Below are 19,646 nucleotides of genomic sequence, written 5' to 3'. Positions count from 1 at the left end.
GGTACTCACTCGCCCTCCGTCATGGGCACCCGCACACCGCGCTCACGCGCGACGTCCGCCGCGTGCTCGTAACCCGCGTCCACGTGGCGGATGACGCCCATCGCCGGGTCGTTCGTGAGGACGCGCTCGATCTTCTGGGCGGCGAGGTCGGTGCCGTCGGCGACGCAGACCTGGCCCGCGTGGATGGAGCGGCCCATGCCGACGCCGCCGCCGTGGTGGAGGGAGACCCAGGACGCGCCGGACGCGGTGTTGACCAGGGCGTTCAGGAGCGGCCAGTCGGCGATCGCGTCGGAGCCGTCCTTCATGGCCTCCGTCTCGCGGTACGGGGAGGCGACCGAGCCCGAGTCGAGGTGGTCGCGGCCGATGGCGACGGGGGCGGAGAGTTCGCCGCTCGCCACCATCTCGTTGAACTTGAGGCCCGCCAGGTGGCGTTCGCCGTAGCCGAGCCAGCAGATGCGCGCCGGGAGGCCCTCGAAGGCGATGCGGTCGGCGGCCATGTCGAGCCAGCGGTGCAGGTGCTTGTTCTCGGGGAACAGCTCCTTGATCGCCTTGTCCGTCTTGGCGATGTCCTCGGGGTCCCCGGACAGCGCCGCCCAGCGGAACGGGCCGAGGCCCTCCTCGAACAGTGGCCGGATGTGCGCCGGGACGAAGCCGGGGAAGTCGAAGGCCCGGTCGTAGCCGGCCTTGCGGGCCTCGTCGCGGATGGAGTTGCCGTAGTCGAAGACCTCGGCGCCCGCGTCCAGGAAGCCGACCATGGCCTCGACGTGCAGCCGCATCGACTGACGGGCCTTCTCGGTGAACCCGGCCGGGTCCGCCTCGCGCTCCTTGTCCCAGTCCTCGACCGAGATGCCGACGGGCAGGTAGGCGAGCGGGTCGTGCGCGGAGGTCTGGTCCGTGACGATGTCGATGGGGGCGCCGCGGCGCAGCAGCTCGGGGAAGATCTCGGCCGCGTTGCCGACGACGCCGATGGACAGGCCGCGGCGCTCGTCGCGCGCCTGGACCGCCAGTTCGAGCGCGTGGTCGAGGTTGTCGGCCTTCACGTCCAGGTAGCGGGTGCCGATGCGGCGGTCGATGCGCGTCTCGTCGACGTCGACGCAGATCGCGACGCCCTCGTTCATCGTGATCGCGAGGGGCTGGGCACCGCCCATGCCGCCGACACCGGCGGTGAGGGTGATCGTGCCCGCGAGCGTGCCGTCGAACTTCTTGCGGGCGACCGCGCCGAAGGTCTCGTACGTGCCCTGGACGATGCCCTGCGAGCCGATGTAGATCCACGAGCCGGCCGTCATCTGGCCGTACATCATGAGGCCCTCGGCCTCCAGCTTGCGGAACTCCTCCCAGTTGGCCCAGTCGCCGACCAGGTTGGAGTTGGCGAGGAGCACGCGCGGCGCCCACTCGCTGGTGCGCAGCACGCCGACCGGCTTGCCGGACTGGACGAGGAGCGTCTCGTCCGACTTGAGCGTCTTCAGCGTGCGCACGATCGCGTCGTACGCCTCCCAGGACCGGGCCGCCTTGCCGGTGCCGCCGTAGACGACGAGCTTGTCGGGGTGCTCGGCAACCTCTCCGTCGAGGTTGTTCATGAGCATCCGCAGGGCGCCCTCCTGCTGCCACCCCAGGGTGTTGAGCTCGGTGCCGCGCGGGGCTCGTACGGGGCGGGGTCCTGACATCGGCGGCCTCCTGGGGGTCCTGGTGTGCATGGTCATCGGCTGTTCAGCCTTCTATTCACATCCTGGCTACATGAATAGGTCTAGTCAAGAGGGGGATTCGGGACATCGGGCCGGTCGGCCGATCGAGCCGGCGGATTTTAGTCGCCTCACGCATGTTCCACCGGGAAATGACAGAAGCCTCACCTGGTCTCCGTACGTTCCGTAGCTTCGTCGTCACACACGCACCAGTGACACATACGTGGCGATCAGGTGGGGAGCCCGAGGCGTGCCCGGAATTGACGAGTGTCTCCTGGAGGTCATGCGACTGCCTGGCGCGCGCGGCGCCGCCGTCGTCGACTGGACCAGCGGACTCGCCCTGGGCACGGTCGGCGCGGCACGCAACGGGGACCACGAGGCGGATGCCGCCGAGTCCGCCGAACTGGCCCGGATCGCCGCCGAGCACAACGCCTTCTCCCCTGCGGACGGAAGCGACTGGTCCCATGGTTCCGCCAGTGACAAGGCGCCCCCCGTCGAGGACGTCATCGTCACCAACCGCGACAGCTACCACCTGCTGCGCTTCGTGCGCACCACCTTCGACAGCAGCGTCTTCCTCCACTTGTGGATGGGGCGGGACGAGGGCAATCTCGCGCTCGCCCGGCTCCGGCTCGCCGACATAGCCGACCGGATGGTCCTGGGATGAACACCGACGCCCGGGTCGGCGTCTCACCGATGCTCAGCCGCCTCGCGGACGAGCAGGCCACCGGCGCCCTCATCCGCGAGCACGGCACGCTCTACCTGGAGGGCGGGCGGGTCGTGCACGCCGAGTCGCCCGCGACCCCCGGCATGGACATCCTGCTCATGGCGGGCGGCGCGGTGCAGGCCGAGGGGTGGTCGGAGGCCGTGGACCGGGCCGGGGCGAGGAGCCGCGTCGGCCGCTATCTGGTGGAGCAGGGCCGTCTCTCGGACGGCGCCCTCGAACTGTGCCATCTGGGCGCCCTGTTCGACGCCTCGTACTTCACGCTCGCCCCCAGCAGCGGCCCCTCCCGGTTCCGGTACGGCGTCTCCCACTGGTTCGGTTCGGTGCGCCCCGTGCCGGTGGCGGCCGTCGAGCGCGAGACGCTGCGCCGGCGCGAGCTGCTCCAGCGGATCTGGCCGGAGCCGGACACGGACACGGCGCCGCTCAGCCGGATCATCCGGCAGGACGGGACAGGCGTGCCGCCGCGCAGGCGCCGCGTCCTCGACCTGGTCGACGGAGCGCGGACGGCCTCCCAGATAGCGCTCACCCTGGGCAGGCCCACCTTCCACACCCTGGTCGACCTGCGGCGCCTCGCCGCGAGCGGACTGGTGACCACGGCCTCCGTACCGGCGCCGCCCGAATGGCCCGAGCTTCCCGTCGTCGAGGACCCCGACGTGGCCCTGCTGCGACGGCTGCGCGCCGGTCTGGAGGCCCTGTGAAACGCCTGCTGCGCTCCTCCGCACGCACCCCCGAAAGGAGACTTCCGATGGTCGACCAGGGCGAACTCCTCGCCGAACTGCAACGGTTGAGAGTTCGCGTGCCCCAGGTCACGGGCGCCCTCGCCGCCAGCGTCGACGGCCTGGTCCTCGCCCAGGACACCCCGGGCATCGAACCGGAGGGCGTCGCCGCGCTCACCGCCACCGCGCTCGGCGTCGCCCAGCGGCTCGCCGACGCCACCGCACAGGGCGCCTTCCGCGAACTCCTGGTGCGCGGCGCCGACGGCTACATCGCCACCTACGCGGCCGGAGAGACCGCCGTCCTCACGCTCCTCGCGGAGGACCGGGTCAACGTCGGCCGCCTGCATCTCGAAGGGCGCCGCTCCGGCGCCCGCATCGGGGAACTCACCGCTCCCGACGAGGAGGAACCGCCGCCCGAGCCGGCCCCCCGCGCCCGCGGCCGGGCCCGTGCCCGCACGGCGTCCACCACCACGACCGAGACCGGACTACCGGTCCGGCCGCCCGCCAACGTGCCGCCCCAGCCCACGCGCTGACCTCCGGCACACACTCGAAGAAGCACGAAAGGACCCAGCATCATGGCCAATACCGAGACAGCCCTCAAAGACGCCCTCGCCTCCATAGAAGGCGCCACCGCCGCGGCCCTCGTCGACTACACCAGTGGCATGGCCCTCGGCACCATCGGTGGCTCCAAGAGCTTCGACCTGGAGGTCGCGGCGGCCGGCAACACCGACGTGGTCCGCTCCAAGCTGCGCACCATGGACCAGCTGGGGCTCAAGGACGGCATCGAGGACATCCTCATCACCCTCGGCACCCAGTACCACCTGATCCGCCTGATCAAGGGACGTGGCGGCAACGGTCTGTTCCTGTACCTGGTGCTCGACAAGGGCCGCGCCAATCTGGCGATGGCCCGTCACCAACTGAAGAAGATCGAGGGCGAGCTGGAGGTCTGAGCGCGTCAGAAGGCGCCGCGCCATGTGAGGCGCGGCGCCTTCACGACCAGGGCCCTACCCCTCCCAGTCGGACTCCTCGTGCTCCCGGCGCTCCCGCCGGCGGCCGGGCCCCCACCGCACCGCGTGCAGCCCGTTCACCCCGACGATCCCCGCCCAGGCCACGAAGAGCCCCGGCAGTCCGGCGTTGACCACGGCGATCGCGGACAGCGGGATGGCGAGGACGAGCGAGACCACGGCGAAGCCGAAGCGCTCGCCCCAGTTGTCGGCGCCGGAGTCGCGGGCCCCGCGGGCCACGGTGATCCGGTGCTCGGCCAGTTGTCGTCGCACCCTGCGGTCGACGACGGAGTCGAGTCGCTGCTCGACCTTGTCGAGGAAGGAATCGACGAGCGCCGGCTCGTACTCGTCGCCCAGTTCCCTGCGTGCGTGCAGGGTGGCGTCGAGTTCCTTCTTGAGTTCGGCGTCGCGTGCGCGTTCGCGGGCTTCCATACCGTGTGACGTTACGGAGCCGAGGCCCCCACCGCACTGGGGCTATCCCCCGTCTTCTCGCTGGGCCACACCCCCGCACCGGTGCGCCGGGCGAGCAGCCAGTAGAGGGCGGCGGGCACGACGAGCCCCACGATCCACGACACGTCCGCGCCGCCGAGCGGCTCGACGAGCGGGCCCGTGTAGAAGGCGGTGGCCAGGAACGGCAGCTGGGCCAGGAGCCCGATCCCGTAGACGACGAGCGCGTCCCAGCGCCAGGCGCCGTAGCGGCCGTTCACGTCGAAGAGCGCCGGGATGTCGTAGCGCTCGCGCGAGATCAGGTAGTAGTCGACCAGGTTGATCGCGGACCACGGCGTGAAGAACGTCAGCAGGAACAGCAGGAAGTCCTTGAACGAGGTCAGGAAGCTGTCCTTGCCCGCGAGGGCGACCACCGTGCCCGCGACCATGATGATGCCGATGTAGAGCGCCCGGCCGCGCTGCGAGAGCACCCGCTGCCCGCGGAATCCGCTGATGCCGGTGACCATCGACATGAAGCCGCCGTACGTGTTGAGCACGTTGACGGTGAGCTTGCCGAGCGCGATCACGAAGTAGAGGAAGGAGGCGGCGAGGCCCGCACCGCCGAGCGAGACGACGTATCCGACCTGGTTGTCGATGAACTTCTCGCCCGCGCTCGCCGCGACCAGCACACCGAACGCCATCGACCACTGCGAGCCGAGCGCGGAGCCGGCGAGCGTCCACCAGAAGGTGGCCCTGCCGCTGGTCGTACGCGGCAGATAGCGCGAGTAGTCGGCGACGTACGGGCCGAAGGCGAGCTGCCAGGAGGCCGAGAGGGACACGGCGAGCAGGAACATCGGCATCGAGAAGTGCGCGTCGGAGAGCAGCGAGCCGACATCGACGCGGTCGAAGAGCCGCACCGCCAGATAGACGAAGGCGAGCGCGCACACGATGCTCGCCACCCGCCCGAGGGCGTGGATGACCCGGTAGCCGACCGTCGCCACGATGCCCGTGACGAGCGCGAAGACGATGATGCCCGTCGTGTCGTTGGTGTGCGTCAGCCGCGCGGTGGCCTGCCCGGCCAGCACGGTGCCGCTCGCGAAGAACCCGACGTACATCAGGATCACGAGGAGCAGCGGGACGACGGCGCCCTTCACCCCGAACTGGGCCCTGGACTGGATCATCTGGGGCAGCCCGAGCTTCGGCCCCTGCGCCGAGTGCAGCGCCATGACGGCGCCGCCGAGCAGATTGCCGAGCACGAGCCCGATCAGCGACCAGACCACGTCGCCGCCGAAGACCACGGCGAGCGCGCCGGTGACGACGGCCGTGATGTGGAGGTTCGCTCCGAGCCAGAGCGTGAACTGGTTGAACGCGCTGCCGTGCCGCTCACTGTCCGGCACCACGTCGATGGAGTGCTTCTCCACTACCGCTGCGGCCATGCGATGGCCTCCTTACTTCTTGCTGATCCCGTGGCGGTGCGCGTAGTCGTTCGCGACGTCCTCGGGGTCCTTCTTGTCCTTGTCCACGAGCCGGTTGAGCTCGGTGAGGTCCTCGGTCGTCAGCACGTTGCCCAGGCGGGCCAGTGCCTTGCGGACGGTCGAGTCGGCCTTGCGGTCGGCGATCAGCGGGACGACGTGCTGACCGGGGACCAGGTTCTTGGGGTCGCTGAGGACGACCCAGTGGTTGGCGGCGATGTCGGTGTCGGTGGTGAACAGATTCGCCACGTCGACATCGCCCTTCTTCAGGGCGCCCTTCACCAACGGGCCGGATGAGTCGAGGGACTTGAACTCCTTGAACTCGACGCCGTACACGTCCTTGAGCCCGACGGCACCGACCTGCCGCTTCTTGACCTCGGGGGCGGCGCCGATGACGAGCTTCCCGTTGTGCTTCGCGAGGTCGGCGAGCGACTTGAGCTCGTACTTCTCCGCGGTCTCGCGGGTCACCGCGAACGCGTCGGAGTCCTCGGCCATCCCGTACGGGAGGATCTGGAGGCCCGCCGGGAGCACCATGGCGAGGGCGTTCTGCATCTCGCCCTCCTCGGTGGCCTTCGACTTGGTGTCGAGGTAGTGCAGGAGGGCGCCCTGGTACTCGGGCAGCAGGTCGATGTCGCCGCCCTTGAGGGCGGGGATGAGGATCTCGCGGGTGCCGAGGTTGGGCCGCACGCTCGTCTTCACGCCGGCCGCTTCGAGCGCGGCCGCGTACAGGTACCCGAGGACCTGGTTCTCGGTGAAGTTGGCGGTGCCGATGGTGACACCCTTCTTGCTGGAGCCGCCGCCGGACAGCGAACCCCCTTGCTGGTCAAGGGAGGTGATGCCGCTGGAGCAGGCGGCGAGGGCGGGGACGGAGGCCGCGGCGGCCAGGCCGCCGAGGAGAGTACGTCGGTTCATCTTGCTCATCTGGCGTGCTCCTAGGCGGACTTGAGAGTGGTGGGACGGTTGCGGAAGAGAAGCCGCTGAAGCCCGGACAGCGCGAGGTCGAGCACGATGGCGACCACCGCGACGAGCACGGCTCCGCCGAGCACCTGCACGAGGTCCCGCTGGGCGAGCCCGTCGAAGACGTAGCGGCCGAGCCCGCCGAAGGACACGTACGCGGCGATGGTGGCGGTGGCGACGACCTGGATGAGCGCGAGCCGCAGCCCGGTCATGATGAGCGGCAGCGCGAGCGGCAACTCGACCTGGAACAGCACCTGGTGGGCCTTCATGCCCTGTCCGCGCGCGGCGTCCCGCACCTCGGGGTCGACGGCGGTCATCCCGGCGTACGTATTGGTGACGATGGACGGCACGGCGAGCGCGACGAGCGCGATGTAGACCGGCCACATGGAAAGCCCGCTCGCGAGGAACACCAGCACGACCAGACCCACGGTCGGCAGGGCCCGCCCGAAGGACGACAGGTTGATGGCGAGGAAGGCGCCGCGCCCGGTGTGCCCGATGAGCAGCCCGACCGGGAGGGCGATGGCGGCGGCGACCAGGGTGGCGAGCAGCGAGTACTGGAGGTGCTCGGCGATGCGCGTCGCGATGCCGTCGCTGCCCGCCCACTGCTCGCCGCCGACGAGCCAGGCCCCAAGATTCTTGAAGAGTTCGAACATGACGGCTTCAGGCCTTCCGGGTCCGGGTGCGGGTCCACGGGGTGAGCAGACGCTGGACGCCGACGAGCAGTGCGTCGGCGACGAGCGCGAGGAGCAGGGTCAGCACGACGCCCACGATCACCGGGGTGGGGAAGTTCCGCTGGAACCCGTCGGTGAACAGCTGCCCGAGCCCTCCGTCCCCGATGTAGGTCGCCACGGACACGAGCGAGATGGCCATCACGGTGGCGATCCGCACGCCCGCCATGATCACGGGCAGCGCGAGCGGCAGCTCGACGGTGAGCAGGGTCCGCATCGGCCGCGTCCCCATCGCCTTCGCGGCCTCCTTGGTCTTCGCGGGCACGGAGTCGAGCCCCTCGACCGTGTTCCGGAGCAGCACGACGAGCGTGTAGATCGTCAGCCCGATGACGGTGGTGGTGCGGGTGAGCCCGGAGACGGGCAGCAGCAGCACGAAGACCGCGATGGACGGAATGGTGAACAGGACGTTCGACATCCCGAGCAGAAACCCGCGCAGAGCCCGCACCCGATGCGCGACCACGGCAAGCGGCAGGGATATGACCAGCCCGAACACGACGGCACTGAGCGCGGCTTGAAGGTGCGAGAGGGTGAGGGTGGCGAGATCGGCCTGATGCTCCCCGATCCAACTCCAGTCAATGCTCACGCGACACCGCCGGCCTTCTCGCCACTCCCCGCCGCGGCACCATCAGGCTTGGGTGCGTCACCATCAGACTCCGCCCCGGCACCATCAGGCTCTGACGCGTCACCGTCAGACTCCGACCCGGCACCATCAGACTTGGGTGCGTCACCATCAGACTCCGCCTCGGCGCCATCAAGCCCCGGTGCGGCGTCATCAAGCTTGGGTGCGGCGTCATCAGACTCCGACCCGGCACCATCAAGTCCCGGCGCGGCGCCGTCAGACTCCGACCCGGCGCCAACAAGCCCCGGCGCGGCGTCATCAGACTCCGACCCGGCACCATCAAGTCCCGGCGCGGCGCCGTCAGACTCCGCCTCGGCGCCATCAAGCCCCGGTGCGGCGTCATCAAGCTTGGGTGCGGCGTCATCAGCCTTCGCCCCGGTGCCATCAAGCTTGGGTGCATCGCCATCAGCCTTCGACGCGGCGCCATCAGGCTTTGACGCGTCGCCATCAAGCCCCGGTGCGGCCAAATCAAGCCCCGCAGTCGGACGAGAGCCAGCGGGGTCCGGGGCGGAGCCCCGAGGCGTCAACCCCGACCGGGCGTCAAGGTGCGCCCGGCCGGACCGGGCATGGACGTCGTCCCGGGACGACACACCGGTGAACACCCCATCCGCGTCCACCCGGACGACCAACCCCACGGGCGACGCCACCGACTCGTTCAACGCCGACAACAGCGAGTCACCGTCGCGGAGCGCCCGCACGGGCGTCTCCGCCCCACCGTCCCGCTCGCGCCAGGCGACCGGCCGCCGCGCACCGTCCAGTACCAGCTCCCAGGCCCCGCCCTCCGGGGCCGCGCCCTGCGCCACATCCTCCAGCGTCGAGAGCGACAACAGCTTCAGCCCCCGCTCGGCCCCCAGGAAGTCCGCGACGAACTCGTCCGCCGGCCGCGCGAGCAGCTCCTCCGGCGGAGCACACTGCACCAGGTGCCCGCCCTCCCGGAACACGGCGATCCGGTCCCCCAGCCGCACGGCCTCGTCGATGTCGTGCGTGACGAACACGATCGTCTTGCTCAACTCGGTCTGGAGCCGCAGCAGTTCGTCCTGGAGCTGGGTGCGCACGACGGGGTCGACCGCCCCGAACGGCTCGTCCATCAGCAGCACCGGCGGATCCGCGGCGAGCGCCCTCGCCACCCCCACCCGCTGCTGCTGCCCACCGGAGAGCTGATGCGGATACCGCTTGCCCATCTCGGCGGAGAGGCCGACCCGCTCAAGGAGCTCACCGGCCGCCGCCCGCGCCTTCTTCCGCCCCCAGCCGAGCAGCAGCGGCACGGTGGCGACGTTGTCGAGAACCGTCCGATGCGGAAAAAGACCCGCCTGCTGAATCACGTACCCGATGGAACGCCGCAGCTCAGCCGCGTCCTGCTCCAGGACATCGCGCCCGCCGACCCGAATGGTGCCCGACGAGGGCTCGACCATACGATTGATCATCCGGAGGCTGGTCGTCTTGCCGCAGCCCGACGACCCGACGAAGACGGTCACGCCCCCTTCCGGCATGTCGAGCGAGAGATCATGCACCGCTGTCGTGCCGTTCGGGAATCGCTTGTGGACCGCTTCGAACTGGATCATGGAGCGCCTCTGGAGTCCTCTTGCCCGTCCTGCATATCGTCATGCAGAGTTCTCGGTGCGTGAATAACTTGTCAATGCCTCCGCGTAAATCGTCGGTAAATCCAGAGCCGGAGACCGATACGTGAGACGCGGACGCCCCATTTGGGGCATTTGAACATCGTTCAAAGGGGAAACAGCACATGGTGTCACAGCCGGTCGTCGTGCTCGACGGCCACGGTCTCCCGGTCGCCGATGTGGTCCGCCTCGCCCACGCGAGCGCCCGCCCGGTCCCCGGCACCGACGCCATGAACCGCGTCGAACGGTCCTGGAACGCGGCACGGGAGATCGCCGCCTGGGGCAGGGTCTACGGCCGCTCCACCGGCGTCGGCGCCAACCGCAGCGAGGACGTGCCCACCGAGGCCGCCGCCGACCACGGCCTGCGCCTGCTGCGCAGCCACGCGGGCGCGATCGGCGACGAGCTGCCCGAGCGCGAGGTGCGGGCGATGCTCGCGGTCCGCGCGAACCAGCTCCTGGCAGGCGGCGCCGGCCTGCGCCCCACGGTCGTCACGGCCCTGTGCGAGGCCCTGGAGGCGGGCGCGTACCCGGCGGTCAACGAGCACGGCTCGGTCGGCACCGGCGACATCGCGCCGCTGGCCCAGATGGGCCTGGCGCTGGCCGGCGAGCACCCCTGGCGCGGCAAGGGCACCCCGCCCAAGCCGCAGCCCCTCGACAACAACGACGCCCTGGCCCTGATCTCCTCCAACGCGCTCACCCTCGGCCAGGCCGCCCTCGCCCTGCACGAGCTGCGCGACCTGCTGGCGGCGACCAACCTGGTGGCGGCCCTGAGCCTGCTCGCGGTCGACGGCTCCTACGAGGCGTACGCCCTGCCCGTGCACGAGTCGCGCCGCCACAAGGGCAGCTTCGACGTGGCGGCCCGGATGCGCGAGATCCTCGGCGCCGACGACCACCCCACACCCCCGCTGGGCCGGATCCAGGACCCGTACGGCTTCCGCTGCGTGCCGCAGATCCACGGCCCGGCGCTTGACGCGGCGGACGCCCTGGAGGACGTCCTCACGGTGGAGATCAACGCCGCGGCGGAGAACCCCCTGATCTCGTACACGGAGATGGCGGCGTACCACCACGGCGGCTTCTACATGGCCCAACTGGCCCTCGCGCTCGACCACTTCCGGCTCGCGATCAGCCAGGTGGCCCGCCTCTCCACGTCCCGCCTGTCCACCCTCAACGAGCCGAACTTCACCCGCCTGCGCCCGTTCCTCGCGGACGGCGAACCGGCCTCGTCCGGCGTGATGATCCTGGAGTACGCCGCCGGTGGCGCCCTCGCCGACCTGCGCGCCTTCTCCGCCCCCGCGTCGCTCGGCCACGCGGTCCTCTCGCGCGGCGTCGAGGAGCAGGCCAGCTTCGCCTCGCTGGCGGCCCGTCAGACCCTGCGCGCGTGCGCGGCGTTCCGCCAGGTCGTGGGCTGCGAACTGGTCGCGGCGGTCCGGGCGCTGCGGCTGCGCGATCTGCACCCGGAGTCGGAGCTGCCGGTGGGGCGGGCGTTCGAGCTGGCGTCCCAGGAGCTTCCCGACGACGTGGCGGACCGGCCCCTGACGGCGGACGTGGAGCGGGCGGCGGCCCTCCTCGGGCAGTTCGCCGAGCAGTGACGGGAGCGGGTCGTACCGGCCGGAAGGCCTGGCGCCCACGCCCCCGCCCTGAATAGAATCATGCACGAATCGGCCGTTGAATGGACCGGCGGGAGACATGAGCGAGCGCACGGACAGCACACGGAGCGGGACGGGGGGCGACGCGGGGACGCACAGCCCCTCCGCCCGCCTCCAGAACCTCTTCGAGGGGCACCGCCTCACCCCCACCCAGCGGCGCATCGCGCACTGCATGGTGCGGCGCGCGGCCGAGGTGCCGTTCCTGTCGTCCGTGGAGCTGGCCGAGCTCGCGGGCGTCAGCCAGCCCTCCGTCACCCGGTTCGCGGTGGCGCTCGGCTTCGACGGCTACCCGGCGCTGCGCAAGCACCTGCGTGAGACGGCCCCCGCCGAACCGGCCTCGGCCACCAAGGCCAACGAGTACCAGCAGGCCGTGGAAGCCGAGATCGCCAACCTCCGGCACCTCGCCGAACTGCTCGCCGACCCGGAGCCGGTCGAGCGGGCGGGCCGGCTCCTCGCCGCCTCGCCGACGCTGCTCGTCCTCGGGCTGCGCGCGGCCGCGTCCCAGGCGTTCGGCTTCGCGTACTTCGCCGCGAAGGTGCACCCCGACGTACGCCTCCTCGACGAGGGCGGCACCATGCTCGCCGACCGCATCGACGCGGCCGTCCGCGCGGGCGCCACGACGCTGCTCTGCTTCGCGCTCCCCCGCCACCCCCGCGAGGTCGTCGACACCCTCGCGTACGCGAAGGAGGCGGGTCTGACGGTCGTCACGGTCGCCGACTCCGCCTTCGCCCCCGTCGCCCGCCACTCGGACCTGCTGCTGCCCGCGGCGGTCGGCACGGGCCTCGCCTTCGACACGGCGTGCTCGCCGATGCTGCTCGGGCGGGTGCTCCTGGAGGCGATGTGCGACGAACTGCCGCAGGCCCAGGCGCGCCTTGAGGAGTTCGACGTCCGGGCCGCGGAGCGCGGCCTCTTCATGGAGTGACTCCCGTACGGGAGAAGTGAGTTGTGCGGGGACCGCCGCACCCCCGTGAACGGGGGGCGGGACGACGGCGGTCCCCGCGAAGGGTGTTGCACCGGTCAGGCCGTGTACACACCCAGGGCGTCCGTGGAGGTCCGGGAGCCGCTCCGGAGTTCCTGGCGCCACACACCAAGGTGCCGGACCCGTGTTAAGCCGGTGCTGCGCGCACGTGTCGCGCTCGTACCGTTTTCGCGAACCAGCGGCTCCGGTACCTCGTTCCGCTACTTCGTACCGGTCTTCGCCAGGAACGACAGCAGGTCCTGACGGCTCACCACACCCGTCGGCCTGCCCTCGACCAGCACGATCGCCGCGTCGGCGCCGCCCAGCACGTTCATCAGGTCCCCCACCGGCTCCCCGGAGCCGACCTGCGGCAGCGGCGCCGACATGTGCTTCTCCAACGGGTCGTGCAGGGACGCCCGTTGGGTGAACAGCGCGTCGAGCAGCTCCCGCTCCACCACGGACCCGATGACCTCGGCGGCCATCACGTCCGGGTGCCCGGCCCCCGGCTTCACGATCGGCATCTGCGAGACCCCGTACTCGCGCAGTACGTCGATGGCCTCGCCGACCGTCTCCTCCGGGTGCATGTGGACGAGCGAGGGCAGCGCGCCGCCCTCCTTGTCCTTGAGCACGTCGCCGACGCGCGCGCTGGGACCGGAGTCCTCAAGGAAGCCGTAGTCCGCCATCCAGTCGTCGTTGAAGATCTTCGACAGATAACCGCGCCCGCTGTCCGGCAGCAGCACGACCACGATGTCGTCGGGCCCGAGCCGCTCCGCGACCCGCAGCGCCGCCACGACGGCCATCCCGCAGGAGCCGCCCACGAGCAGTCCCTCCTCCTTCGCGAGCCGCCGCGTCATCTGGAACGAGTCCTTGTCGGACACCGCGACGATCTCGTCGGCGACCTCCCGGTCGTAGGCGGTCGGCCAGAAGTCCTCGCCGACGCCCTCCACGAGGTACGGGCGCCCGGAGCCACCGGAGTACACCGAGCCCTCCGGGTCGGCGCCGATGACCTCGACCCGCCCCTCGCTCGCGTCCTTCAGGTAGCGACCGGTCCCGGAGATGGTGCCGCCGGTGCCGACGCCCGCGACGAAGTGGGTGATCCGCCCGTCCGTCTGCTCCCACAGCTCCGGCCCGGTGGAGTGGTAGTGGGACTCCGGGTTGTTCGGGTTGCTGTACTGGTCCGGCTTCCAGGCGCCGGGCGTCTCACGGACGAGACGGTCCGAGACGTTGTAGTACGAGTCCGGGTGCTCGGGATCCACCGCCGTCGGGCAGACCACCACCTCGGCGCCGTACGCCCGCAGCACATTGATCTTGTCCGTGGAGACCTTGTCCGGGCAGACGAAGATGCATTTGTAGCCCTTCTGCTGGGCCACCATGGCGAGGCCGACACCCGTGTTGCCACTGGTGGGCTCGACGATGGTGCCACCGGGCTTCAGCTCACCGCTCTTCTCCGCCGCCTCGATCATGCGCAGCGCGATGCGGTCCTTCACGCTGCCGCCAGGATTGAAGTACTCGACCTTGGCCAGGACGGTCGCCCTGAGCCCTTCGGTCACTTTGTTGAGCCTCACCAGCGGGGTGTTGCCGACGAGGTCGATCATCGATTCGTGGATGCGCACCGTGGTCTCCGGGTTCTCCTCCGTAATGGTGCCGCCAGGGTAAGCGGCACACCATGGACCATGTCGCTTCATCCGGCGTTGCGATTGGCCGACAGGGATAACGGGGCAAGGAGTCCTTGTAGCCGTAAAAGAGTCGCAGAGGCAGGTGGCCGCGGAACATGTCGAGCAGGGCGAGGGTGGCACGGCGGATCGCAGCGGGTGCGGCGTACGGCGGCGGCGGGATCGGGCTGCTGGGCGCGGCCACGGTCGGCGTCGTGCTCGCCGAGGTGCAGATCGCGCGGCGTCAGGTCGGCAATCACGGCTCCGAGCCGGTGCACGTGCCGGCCGCGGACGGGGTGTACGGCCGACGGATGTACGGCCCTCACGACGGCGAACCGTTGCGCTTCTTGATGCTGGGCGATTCGACGGCCGCGGGGCAGGGCGTGCACCGGGCCGGGCAGACCCCGGGCGCGCTGCTCGCGTCCGGGCTCGCGGCGGTGGCGGAGCGGACCGTGGAGCTGCGCAATGTGGCGCTGCCGGGCGCGCGCTCCGACGACCTGGACCGCCAGGTGCCGCTCGGCCTCGCCGACCCCGACTGGCAGCCCGACGTCTGCGTGATCATGATCGGCGCGAACGACGTCACGCACCGCATCCCGGCGACGAAGTCCGTGCGCCACCTGTCCGCTGCCGTACGCCGGCTGCGCACGGCCGGTGCGGAGGTGGTGGTCGGCACGTGCCCCGATCTCGGCTCGGTGGAGCCGGTCCAGCAGCCGCTGCGCTGGCTGGCCCGCCGCGCCTCGCGGCAGCTCGCGGCGGCGCAGACCATCGGGACGGTGGAGCAGGGCGGCCGTACGGTGTCGCTCGGCGACCTGCTGGGCCCCGAGTTCTCGGCGAACCCCCGGGAGATGTTCGGCCCGGACAACTACCACCCGTCCATGGAGGGCTACGCGACCGCGGCGATGGCGGTGCTGCCCACGCTGTGCGCCGCGCTCGGCCTGTGGCCGGAGGAGGAGCGCCCGGACGTCTCCCGCTCCGAGGGCTTCCTCCCGGTGGCCCGTGCGGCGGCGCAGGCCGCCCAGGAGGGCGGCACGGAAGTCGCTGCCGCCATGCCGACCGGTCCCCGGGGGCCGTGGGCATTGCTCAAGCGGCGCCGCAGGAGGCGGGTCTCCAGCGAGGACCCGGTACCGGCTCATTCAAGCCCCTGCGGCGATTGAGCAGCGGGGTCCGGGGGCGGAGCCCCGGGGCGCTCACCGGATAGCCGTGGCTGGGCTTGGGGCTCTGCCCCATACCCCGCGCCTCAATCGCCGGCGGGGCTTGATTTGCCCGGCCCGCGCGCACAAAAACCGGTCACCCGCGGAGCGGTGAGCAAGCGCTTAGTAAAATGCGGCGCGGGTCACACACCTCACCCGGTGACCCGGCCGGTACGTACGGGTAACTTCCCTCACGGTCAGCCGTATCGAACTCTGGAGCCGCGTGATGCCCGAAGCAGTGATCGTCTCAGCCGCCCGTTCCCCCATCGGCCGCGCCTTCAAGGGGTCGCTCAAGGACCTCCGTCCCGACGACCTGACCGCCACGATCATCCAGGCCGCCCTCGCCAAGGTCCCCGAGCTCGACCCGCGCGAGATCGACGACCTGATGCTCGGCTGCGGCCTCCCCGGCGGCGAGCAGGGCAACAACCTCGGCCGCATCGTCTCCGTGCAGATGGGCATGGACCACCTCCCGGGCTGCACGATCACCCGGTACTGCTCCAGCTCGCTCCAGACGACCCGCATGGCGCTGCACGCCATCAAGGCGGGCGAGGGCGACGTCTTCATCTCGGCCGGCGTCGAGATGGTGTCCCGCTTCGCGAAGGGGAACTCCGACTCGCTCCCCGACACCCACAACCCGTTCTTCGCCGAGGCCGAGGCCCGCACCGCCGAGGTCGCCACGCAGGAGAACACCACGTGGCACGACCCCCGTGAGGACGGCCTGGTCCCGGACGCGTACATCGCGATGGGCCAGACCGCCGAGAACCTGGCCCGCCTGAAGGGCATCACGCGCGAGGACATGGACGTCTTCGGCGTGCGCTCGCAGAACCGCGCCGAGGAAGCCATCAAGAACGGCTTCTGGGAGCGCGAGATCACCCCCGTCACGACCCCCGACGGGACCGTCGTGAGCAAGGACGACGGCCCGCGCGCCGGCGTCACGCTGGACGGCGTCTCGGGCCTCAAGCCCGTCTTCCGCCCCGACGGCCTCGTCACCGCCGCCAACTGCTGCCCGCTGAACGACGGTGCCGCCGCCCTCGTGGTCATGTCGGACACCAAGGCGCGCGAGCTGGGCCTGACCCCGCTCGCCCGCGTCGTCTCCACCGGCGTCTCGGGCCTGTCCCCCGAGATCATGGGCCTCGGCCCGGTCGAGGCCAGCAAGCAGGCCCTGAAGCGCGCCGGTCTCGGCGTCGACGACATCGACCTGTTCGAGATCAACGAGGCCTTCGCCGCGCAGGTCATCCCGTCCGCCCGCGAGCTGGGCATCGACGAGGACAAGCTGAACGTGAACGGCGGCGCCATCGCCGTCGGCCACCCCTTCGGCATGACCGGCGCCCGGATCACCGGCACGCTGATCAACTCGCTCCAGTTCCACGACAAGCAGTTCGGTCTGGAGACGATGTGTGTGGGTGGTGGACAGGGCATGGCGATGGTCATCGAGCGCCTGAGCTGACCCTCTTCGGACCCCGGCGGTCTATCCGTTCGTGATCCAATCTCCCCCAGGATGTGACGTGCATCTCGGGGGAGATTCATTTTCGCAGGTCAGCCCCGTTCCCACCCCATAACGGTGCTAAACACCCGCCAAAAGACCTGTCCGTTTCGTGACGTAATGCACTGACAGCTGGTTCGTCCAGGCTTCAAGCTGATGTAGGAAGTCGGGGGTCGACTTGAAACCGGGAGTACGTCAGTGAGCGCCATGCCCGCAGCCATCAGTGTTCTTGTGCTCGCCACGGCCGCTGCCACGGCCGTCGGAGCCGTCACCCTTCAGCACGTCAGGGGACTGCGTCGACAGGTCTCGGATCTGCGCGACGAGCTGAGCAGGGACCGCGCCGATCAGGCGCTCCCCGCCGTCCCCGCCGCGCGCACCACACCGGACGTCGAGGCGATACGCAACGCCGTCGCCGACGCCCTCGCCGAGGAGCGGGAGCGCGAGCTGGCGGAGGCCCGGGCGTTCTGGGCCGCCCAGGAGGCACGGGACAGCTCGGAGCTGCCGCCGTTCCTGGCCGGCGGAGCGCTGGGCGACGACATGTTCCTGCCGCGCCAGGCGGACCTCGCGGGCCTGGAGCCCTTCGGGGAGCCGGCCCTGGAGCCGGAGGACGAGTTCGCCGGCACGGCCGCGCTCGACGAGATCGTCGAGGACTCGCCCGAGCTGGCCGCCGCCCGCCGCAGGCACCCCTCGCACCCCGACTTCGTCCCGGTGCAGTCGCCCGTCGTGGGCGACCACGAGCGCACGGTGCAGTGCCTCGAGGAGCTGGCGCAGACCCGCACCGCCCTCGCGGACGTCCGTCCTGGCCCGCTCGGCACGCTCGACGTGTACGTGTTCGCCGACGGCACGACGCTGTGCATGACCCCCGGCCACCGGGAGACGGCGGAGCAGCTGGCGTCCGCCCTGCGCGACGGCGAGACCCCGGTGCTGCTCGGCGGCTCGGGCGTCTCCGGCGCGTACGCCCTGACCTTCGAGTGCGCCAAGGACAACGTCTACATACTGGCCGACCGGGTCATAGCTTCGGCCTGAGCCGCACGGGGCTCCGCCCCGGACCCCGCCGCTCAATCGCCGCAGGGGCTTGAAGAACCAAGCCCCGCGAGGGCTTAGACCCCGGCCCGCTTCATCGACAGCTCGACCAGCTCCACGGCCTCCGCCAGCTCCCCCGCATCCCGCAGGGAGACCGCCAGGTCCCGCCCCGCGACCGTCACTTGGTCGGCCGCGGCGAACATCCCAGCGTCGGGCATCTCCCGCACCGGCGCATCGGGCGCATCCAGTTTCTGGGCCCGAGCCGAAAGCTCCCTGGCCAGCGCCAGCGCCTCCGCCGCCGCACTCCGCTGCAATCTGCTCTGCGGCGCGGCCCGGAGCCGATCGGCGAACTGATCCACTGCTGCGGTCAAAGGCGTCGTATCAAGCACGCGCCGACTGTAGCTGTTTACAAGGCCCCACCGCTCAGGCACGGTGGCGTGAAGGACCGGCCACATCGAAGCGTTCCGGAGGCGCCGATGTCCCAAGTCTTCTCCGAGGAGACCCACCGCAATCTGCTGGCTCGTATCCCCCACTGCACCGGTCGTGAACTTGCCGACTGGATGCGCACCGTCGAAGAAGGCCCCTGCTTCCTTCGCTTCGAAGAGAAGGTCAGTTGGCTGCGTGGCGAGCACGATCTCGCGTACGGCCACGCGAAAGCGATCATCCACGAGTACGACCTGAGGCGCGCCGCACGGCGATTCCGTTAGCGCGCCGCTCCCCTTCACAACCCTCACCTCACGGAAACGGAAAAGGGCCCGCGCACCGTCCGGTGCGCGGGCCCCCGACCGTCGGGCGGCGGCTGTTACGCCTAGTCGTTGCCCTGAAGGATCGCGATGAGCCGCAGGAACTCCATGTAGATCCAGACCAGCGTCATCGTCAGACCGAAGGCGGCGAGCCACGCCTCTTCCTTCGGGGCGCCGTACGCGACGCCGTCCTCGACCTGCTTGAAGTCCAGGGCCAGGAAGCACGCGCCGAGCAGGATGCCGATGATGCCGAACAGGATGCCGAGGCCACCGCTGCGGAAGCCGAGGCCGTCACCGCCGCCGAAGACGGCGAACAGCAGGTTGATGCCCATCAGCAGCACGAAGCCCAGCGCCGCGGCCATCACGAAGCCGTAGAAGCGACGGTTGACGCGGATCCAGCCCGCCTTGTACGCGACGAGGACGCCCGTGAAGACGGCCATCGTGCCGAGCACGGCCTGCATGGCCGCGCCGTCGGCGATGCGGTTGTCGACGATGCTGGAGAGCACGCCGAGGAAGACACCCTCAAGGGCGGCGTACGCCAGGATCAGCGGCGGGGACGCCTTGCGCTTGAAGGCCTGGACGAAGCCCAGGACCATCGCGACGAGGCCCGCGCCGATCGCGATGCCGTACGACTTGCCGATGTGCGCGTCGTCGACCGGCAGCAGCGCCCAGGCGAGCGCCGCCGTGACGACCAGCAGGCCGAGCGTCGTGGCGGTCCGCACGATGACGTCGTCCATCGTCATGCGGCCGGTGGTGGCGGGCGCCTGCGGAGCCCCGTACTGGACGTCCTGCTGCGCGTAGGGGTTCTGCGCGTACGGGTTGCCGGCGGGGGCCTGGGCGTACGGACTGCCCTGCGCCGTGCCGACAGCGGGGCCCCCGGCCTGCGGCGCCTGCGCGTTCGCGTTGAACTGCGCGTAGCCGTTGTCGCGGCTGAACCCCCGTCGCGAGAAGACCGGGTTGCTGCTCCTCATTTCACTCCTCCATGGCCACCCTGTATGGCCTTGCCATCAAGA

19 protein-coding genes and 1 pseudogene are annotated in these 19,646 nt (G+C 70.5%); 10 read left to right on the top strand and 10 right to left on the bottom strand.

The genetic code is table 11. The features are described from left to right. Positions 1-5 precede the first annotated feature (5 nt). A complete protein-coding gene (gene hutU, locus ACNYS0_RS24565) occupies positions 6-1,664 on the bottom strand; it encodes a urocanate hydratase (RefSeq protein WP_422476642.1) in 1,659 nt (552 codons plus the stop codon). A gap of 265 nt (positions 1,665-1,929) precedes the next feature. On the opposite strand from hutU, the gene ACNYS0_RS24560 reads away from it, so the two are divergent. From ACNYS0_RS24560 to ACNYS0_RS24545, 4 genes are read left to right on the top strand one after another with little or no spacing between them, the layout of a single operon-like run. After that, a complete protein-coding gene (locus ACNYS0_RS24560) occupies positions 1,930-2,343 on the top strand; it encodes a hypothetical protein (RefSeq protein WP_422476641.1) in 414 nt (137 codons plus the stop codon). Further along, complete coding sequence (locus tag ACNYS0_RS24555; RefSeq protein WP_422476640.1) at positions 2,340-3,098, top strand: transcriptional regulator; 759 nt, start codon at positions 2,340-2,342, stop codon at positions 3,096-3,098. Before ACNYS0_RS24560 ends, ACNYS0_RS24555 begins: the two co-directional genes overlap by 4 nt. Before the next feature lie 47 nt (positions 3,099-3,145). Continuing rightward, a complete protein-coding gene (locus ACNYS0_RS24550) occupies positions 3,146-3,649 on the top strand; it encodes a roadblock/LC7 domain-containing protein (protein ID WP_422476639.1) in 504 nt (167 codons plus the stop codon). A 42-nt stretch (positions 3,650-3,691) separates the two neighbouring features. Continuing rightward, positions 3,692-4,066, top strand: a complete 375-nt coding sequence (locus ACNYS0_RS24545; protein WP_422476638.1) for a roadblock/LC7 domain-containing protein — start codon at positions 3,692-3,694, stop codon at positions 4,064-4,066. Between the two features lie 54 nt (positions 4,067-4,120). On the opposite strand, the gene ACNYS0_RS24540 is transcribed toward ACNYS0_RS24545, so the two are convergent. The 6 genes and pseudogenes from ACNYS0_RS24540 to ACNYS0_RS24515 form a co-directional block, all read right to left on the bottom strand. Continuing rightward, positions 4,121-4,552 (bottom strand): hypothetical protein, encoded by a 432-nt coding sequence (locus tag ACNYS0_RS24540; protein WP_422476637.1) that lies wholly within the window; start codon positions 4,550-4,552, stop codon positions 4,121-4,123. A gap of 11 nt (positions 4,553-4,563) precedes the next feature. After that, the gene (locus ACNYS0_RS24535; protein ID WP_422476636.1) at positions 4,564-5,982 is read right to left on the bottom strand and encodes a purine-cytosine permease family protein; all 1,419 of its coding nucleotides are present in this window, start codon (positions 5,980-5,982) and stop codon (positions 4,564-4,566) included. Between the two features lie 12 nt (positions 5,983-5,994). Then, positions 5,995-6,930: an ABC transporter substrate-binding protein gene (locus ACNYS0_RS24530; RefSeq protein WP_422482767.1), complete on the bottom strand. Its 936-nt coding sequence runs from the start codon at positions 6,928-6,930 to the stop codon at positions 5,995-5,997. Positions 6,931-6,950: 20 nt separating this feature from the next. Beyond that, complete coding sequence (locus ACNYS0_RS24525) at positions 6,951-7,628, bottom strand: ABC transporter permease (protein ID WP_422476635.1); 678 nt, start codon at positions 7,626-7,628, stop codon at positions 6,951-6,953. A 7-nt stretch (positions 7,629-7,635) separates the two neighbouring features. Further along, on the bottom strand, positions 7,636-8,286 hold the full coding sequence (locus tag ACNYS0_RS24520) for an ABC transporter permease (RefSeq protein WP_422476634.1): 651 nt from the start codon (positions 8,284-8,286) through the stop codon (positions 7,636-7,638). Positions 8,287-8,855: 569 nt separating this feature from the next. Beyond that, a pseudogene (locus ACNYS0_RS24515) lies at positions 8,856-9,884 on the bottom strand (ABC transporter ATP-binding protein); the annotation flags it as partial. A gap of 179 nt (positions 9,885-10,063) precedes the next feature. Between ACNYS0_RS24515 and ACNYS0_RS24510 the strand changes: the two are divergent. Then, positions 10,064-11,527, top strand: a complete 1,464-nt coding sequence (locus ACNYS0_RS24510) for an aromatic amino acid ammonia-lyase (RefSeq protein ID WP_422476633.1) — start codon at positions 10,064-10,066, stop codon at positions 11,525-11,527. A gap of 97 nt (positions 11,528-11,624) precedes the next feature. Continuing rightward, entirely contained in the window at positions 11,625-12,506 is an 882-nt protein-coding gene (locus ACNYS0_RS24505; RefSeq protein ID WP_422476632.1) for a MurR/RpiR family transcriptional regulator, read from the top strand. Positions 12,507-12,763: 257 nt separating this feature from the next. On the opposite strand, the gene ACNYS0_RS24500 is transcribed toward ACNYS0_RS24505, so the two are convergent. Beyond that, a complete protein-coding gene (locus tag ACNYS0_RS24500) occupies positions 12,764-14,155 on the bottom strand; it encodes a cystathionine beta-synthase (RefSeq protein WP_422476631.1) in 1,392 nt (463 codons plus the stop codon). Between the two features lie 158 nt (positions 14,156-14,313). On the opposite strand from ACNYS0_RS24500, the gene ACNYS0_RS24495 reads away from it, so the two are divergent. From ACNYS0_RS24495 to ACNYS0_RS24485, 3 genes are all read left to right on the top strand, one after another. Continuing rightward, on the top strand, positions 14,314-15,348 hold the full coding sequence (locus tag ACNYS0_RS24495; protein WP_422476630.1) for an SGNH/GDSL hydrolase family protein: 1,035 nt from the start codon (positions 14,314-14,316) through the stop codon (positions 15,346-15,348). 262 nt (positions 15,349-15,610) lie between these two features. Further along, a complete protein-coding gene (locus ACNYS0_RS24490) occupies positions 15,611-16,831 on the top strand; it encodes an acetyl-CoA C-acetyltransferase (protein ID WP_422476629.1) in 1,221 nt (406 codons plus the stop codon). 243 nt (positions 16,832-17,074) lie between these two features. After that, positions 17,075-17,893 carry a hypothetical protein gene (locus ACNYS0_RS24485; protein WP_422476628.1) on the top strand — a complete coding sequence of 273 codons (819 nt, stop codon included), beginning with the start codon at positions 17,075-17,077 and terminating at the stop codon, positions 17,891-17,893. A 74-nt stretch (positions 17,894-17,967) separates the two neighbouring features. On the opposite strand, the gene ACNYS0_RS24480 is transcribed toward ACNYS0_RS24485, so the two are convergent. Continuing rightward, positions 17,968-18,279, bottom strand: coding sequence for a hypothetical protein (locus tag ACNYS0_RS24480; RefSeq protein WP_422476627.1), 312 nt, complete (start codon positions 18,277-18,279; stop codon positions 17,968-17,970). Positions 18,280-18,366: 87 nt separating this feature from the next. Here ACNYS0_RS24480 and ACNYS0_RS24475 point away from each other — a divergent pair, with 87 nt between their 5' ends. After that, on the top strand, positions 18,367-18,597 hold the full coding sequence (locus ACNYS0_RS24475) for a DUF4287 domain-containing protein (protein ID WP_385765319.1): 231 nt from the start codon (positions 18,367-18,369) through the stop codon (positions 18,595-18,597). Between the two features lie 101 nt (positions 18,598-18,698). On the opposite strand, the gene ACNYS0_RS24470 is transcribed toward ACNYS0_RS24475, so the two are convergent. Next, positions 18,699-19,604 carry a Bax inhibitor-1/YccA family protein gene (locus ACNYS0_RS24470; RefSeq protein ID WP_422476626.1) on the bottom strand — a complete coding sequence of 302 codons (906 nt, stop codon included), beginning with the start codon at positions 19,602-19,604 and terminating at the stop codon, positions 18,699-18,701. Positions 19,605-19,646 lie beyond the last annotated feature (42 nt).

The organism is Streptomyces anthophorae (assembly GCF_049310305.1).
In the GTDB taxonomy this organism is placed as follows: domain Bacteria; phylum Actinomycetota; class Actinomycetes; order Streptomycetales; family Streptomycetaceae; genus Streptomyces.
This window is presented reverse-complemented; position numbering and strand designations above follow the sequence as displayed.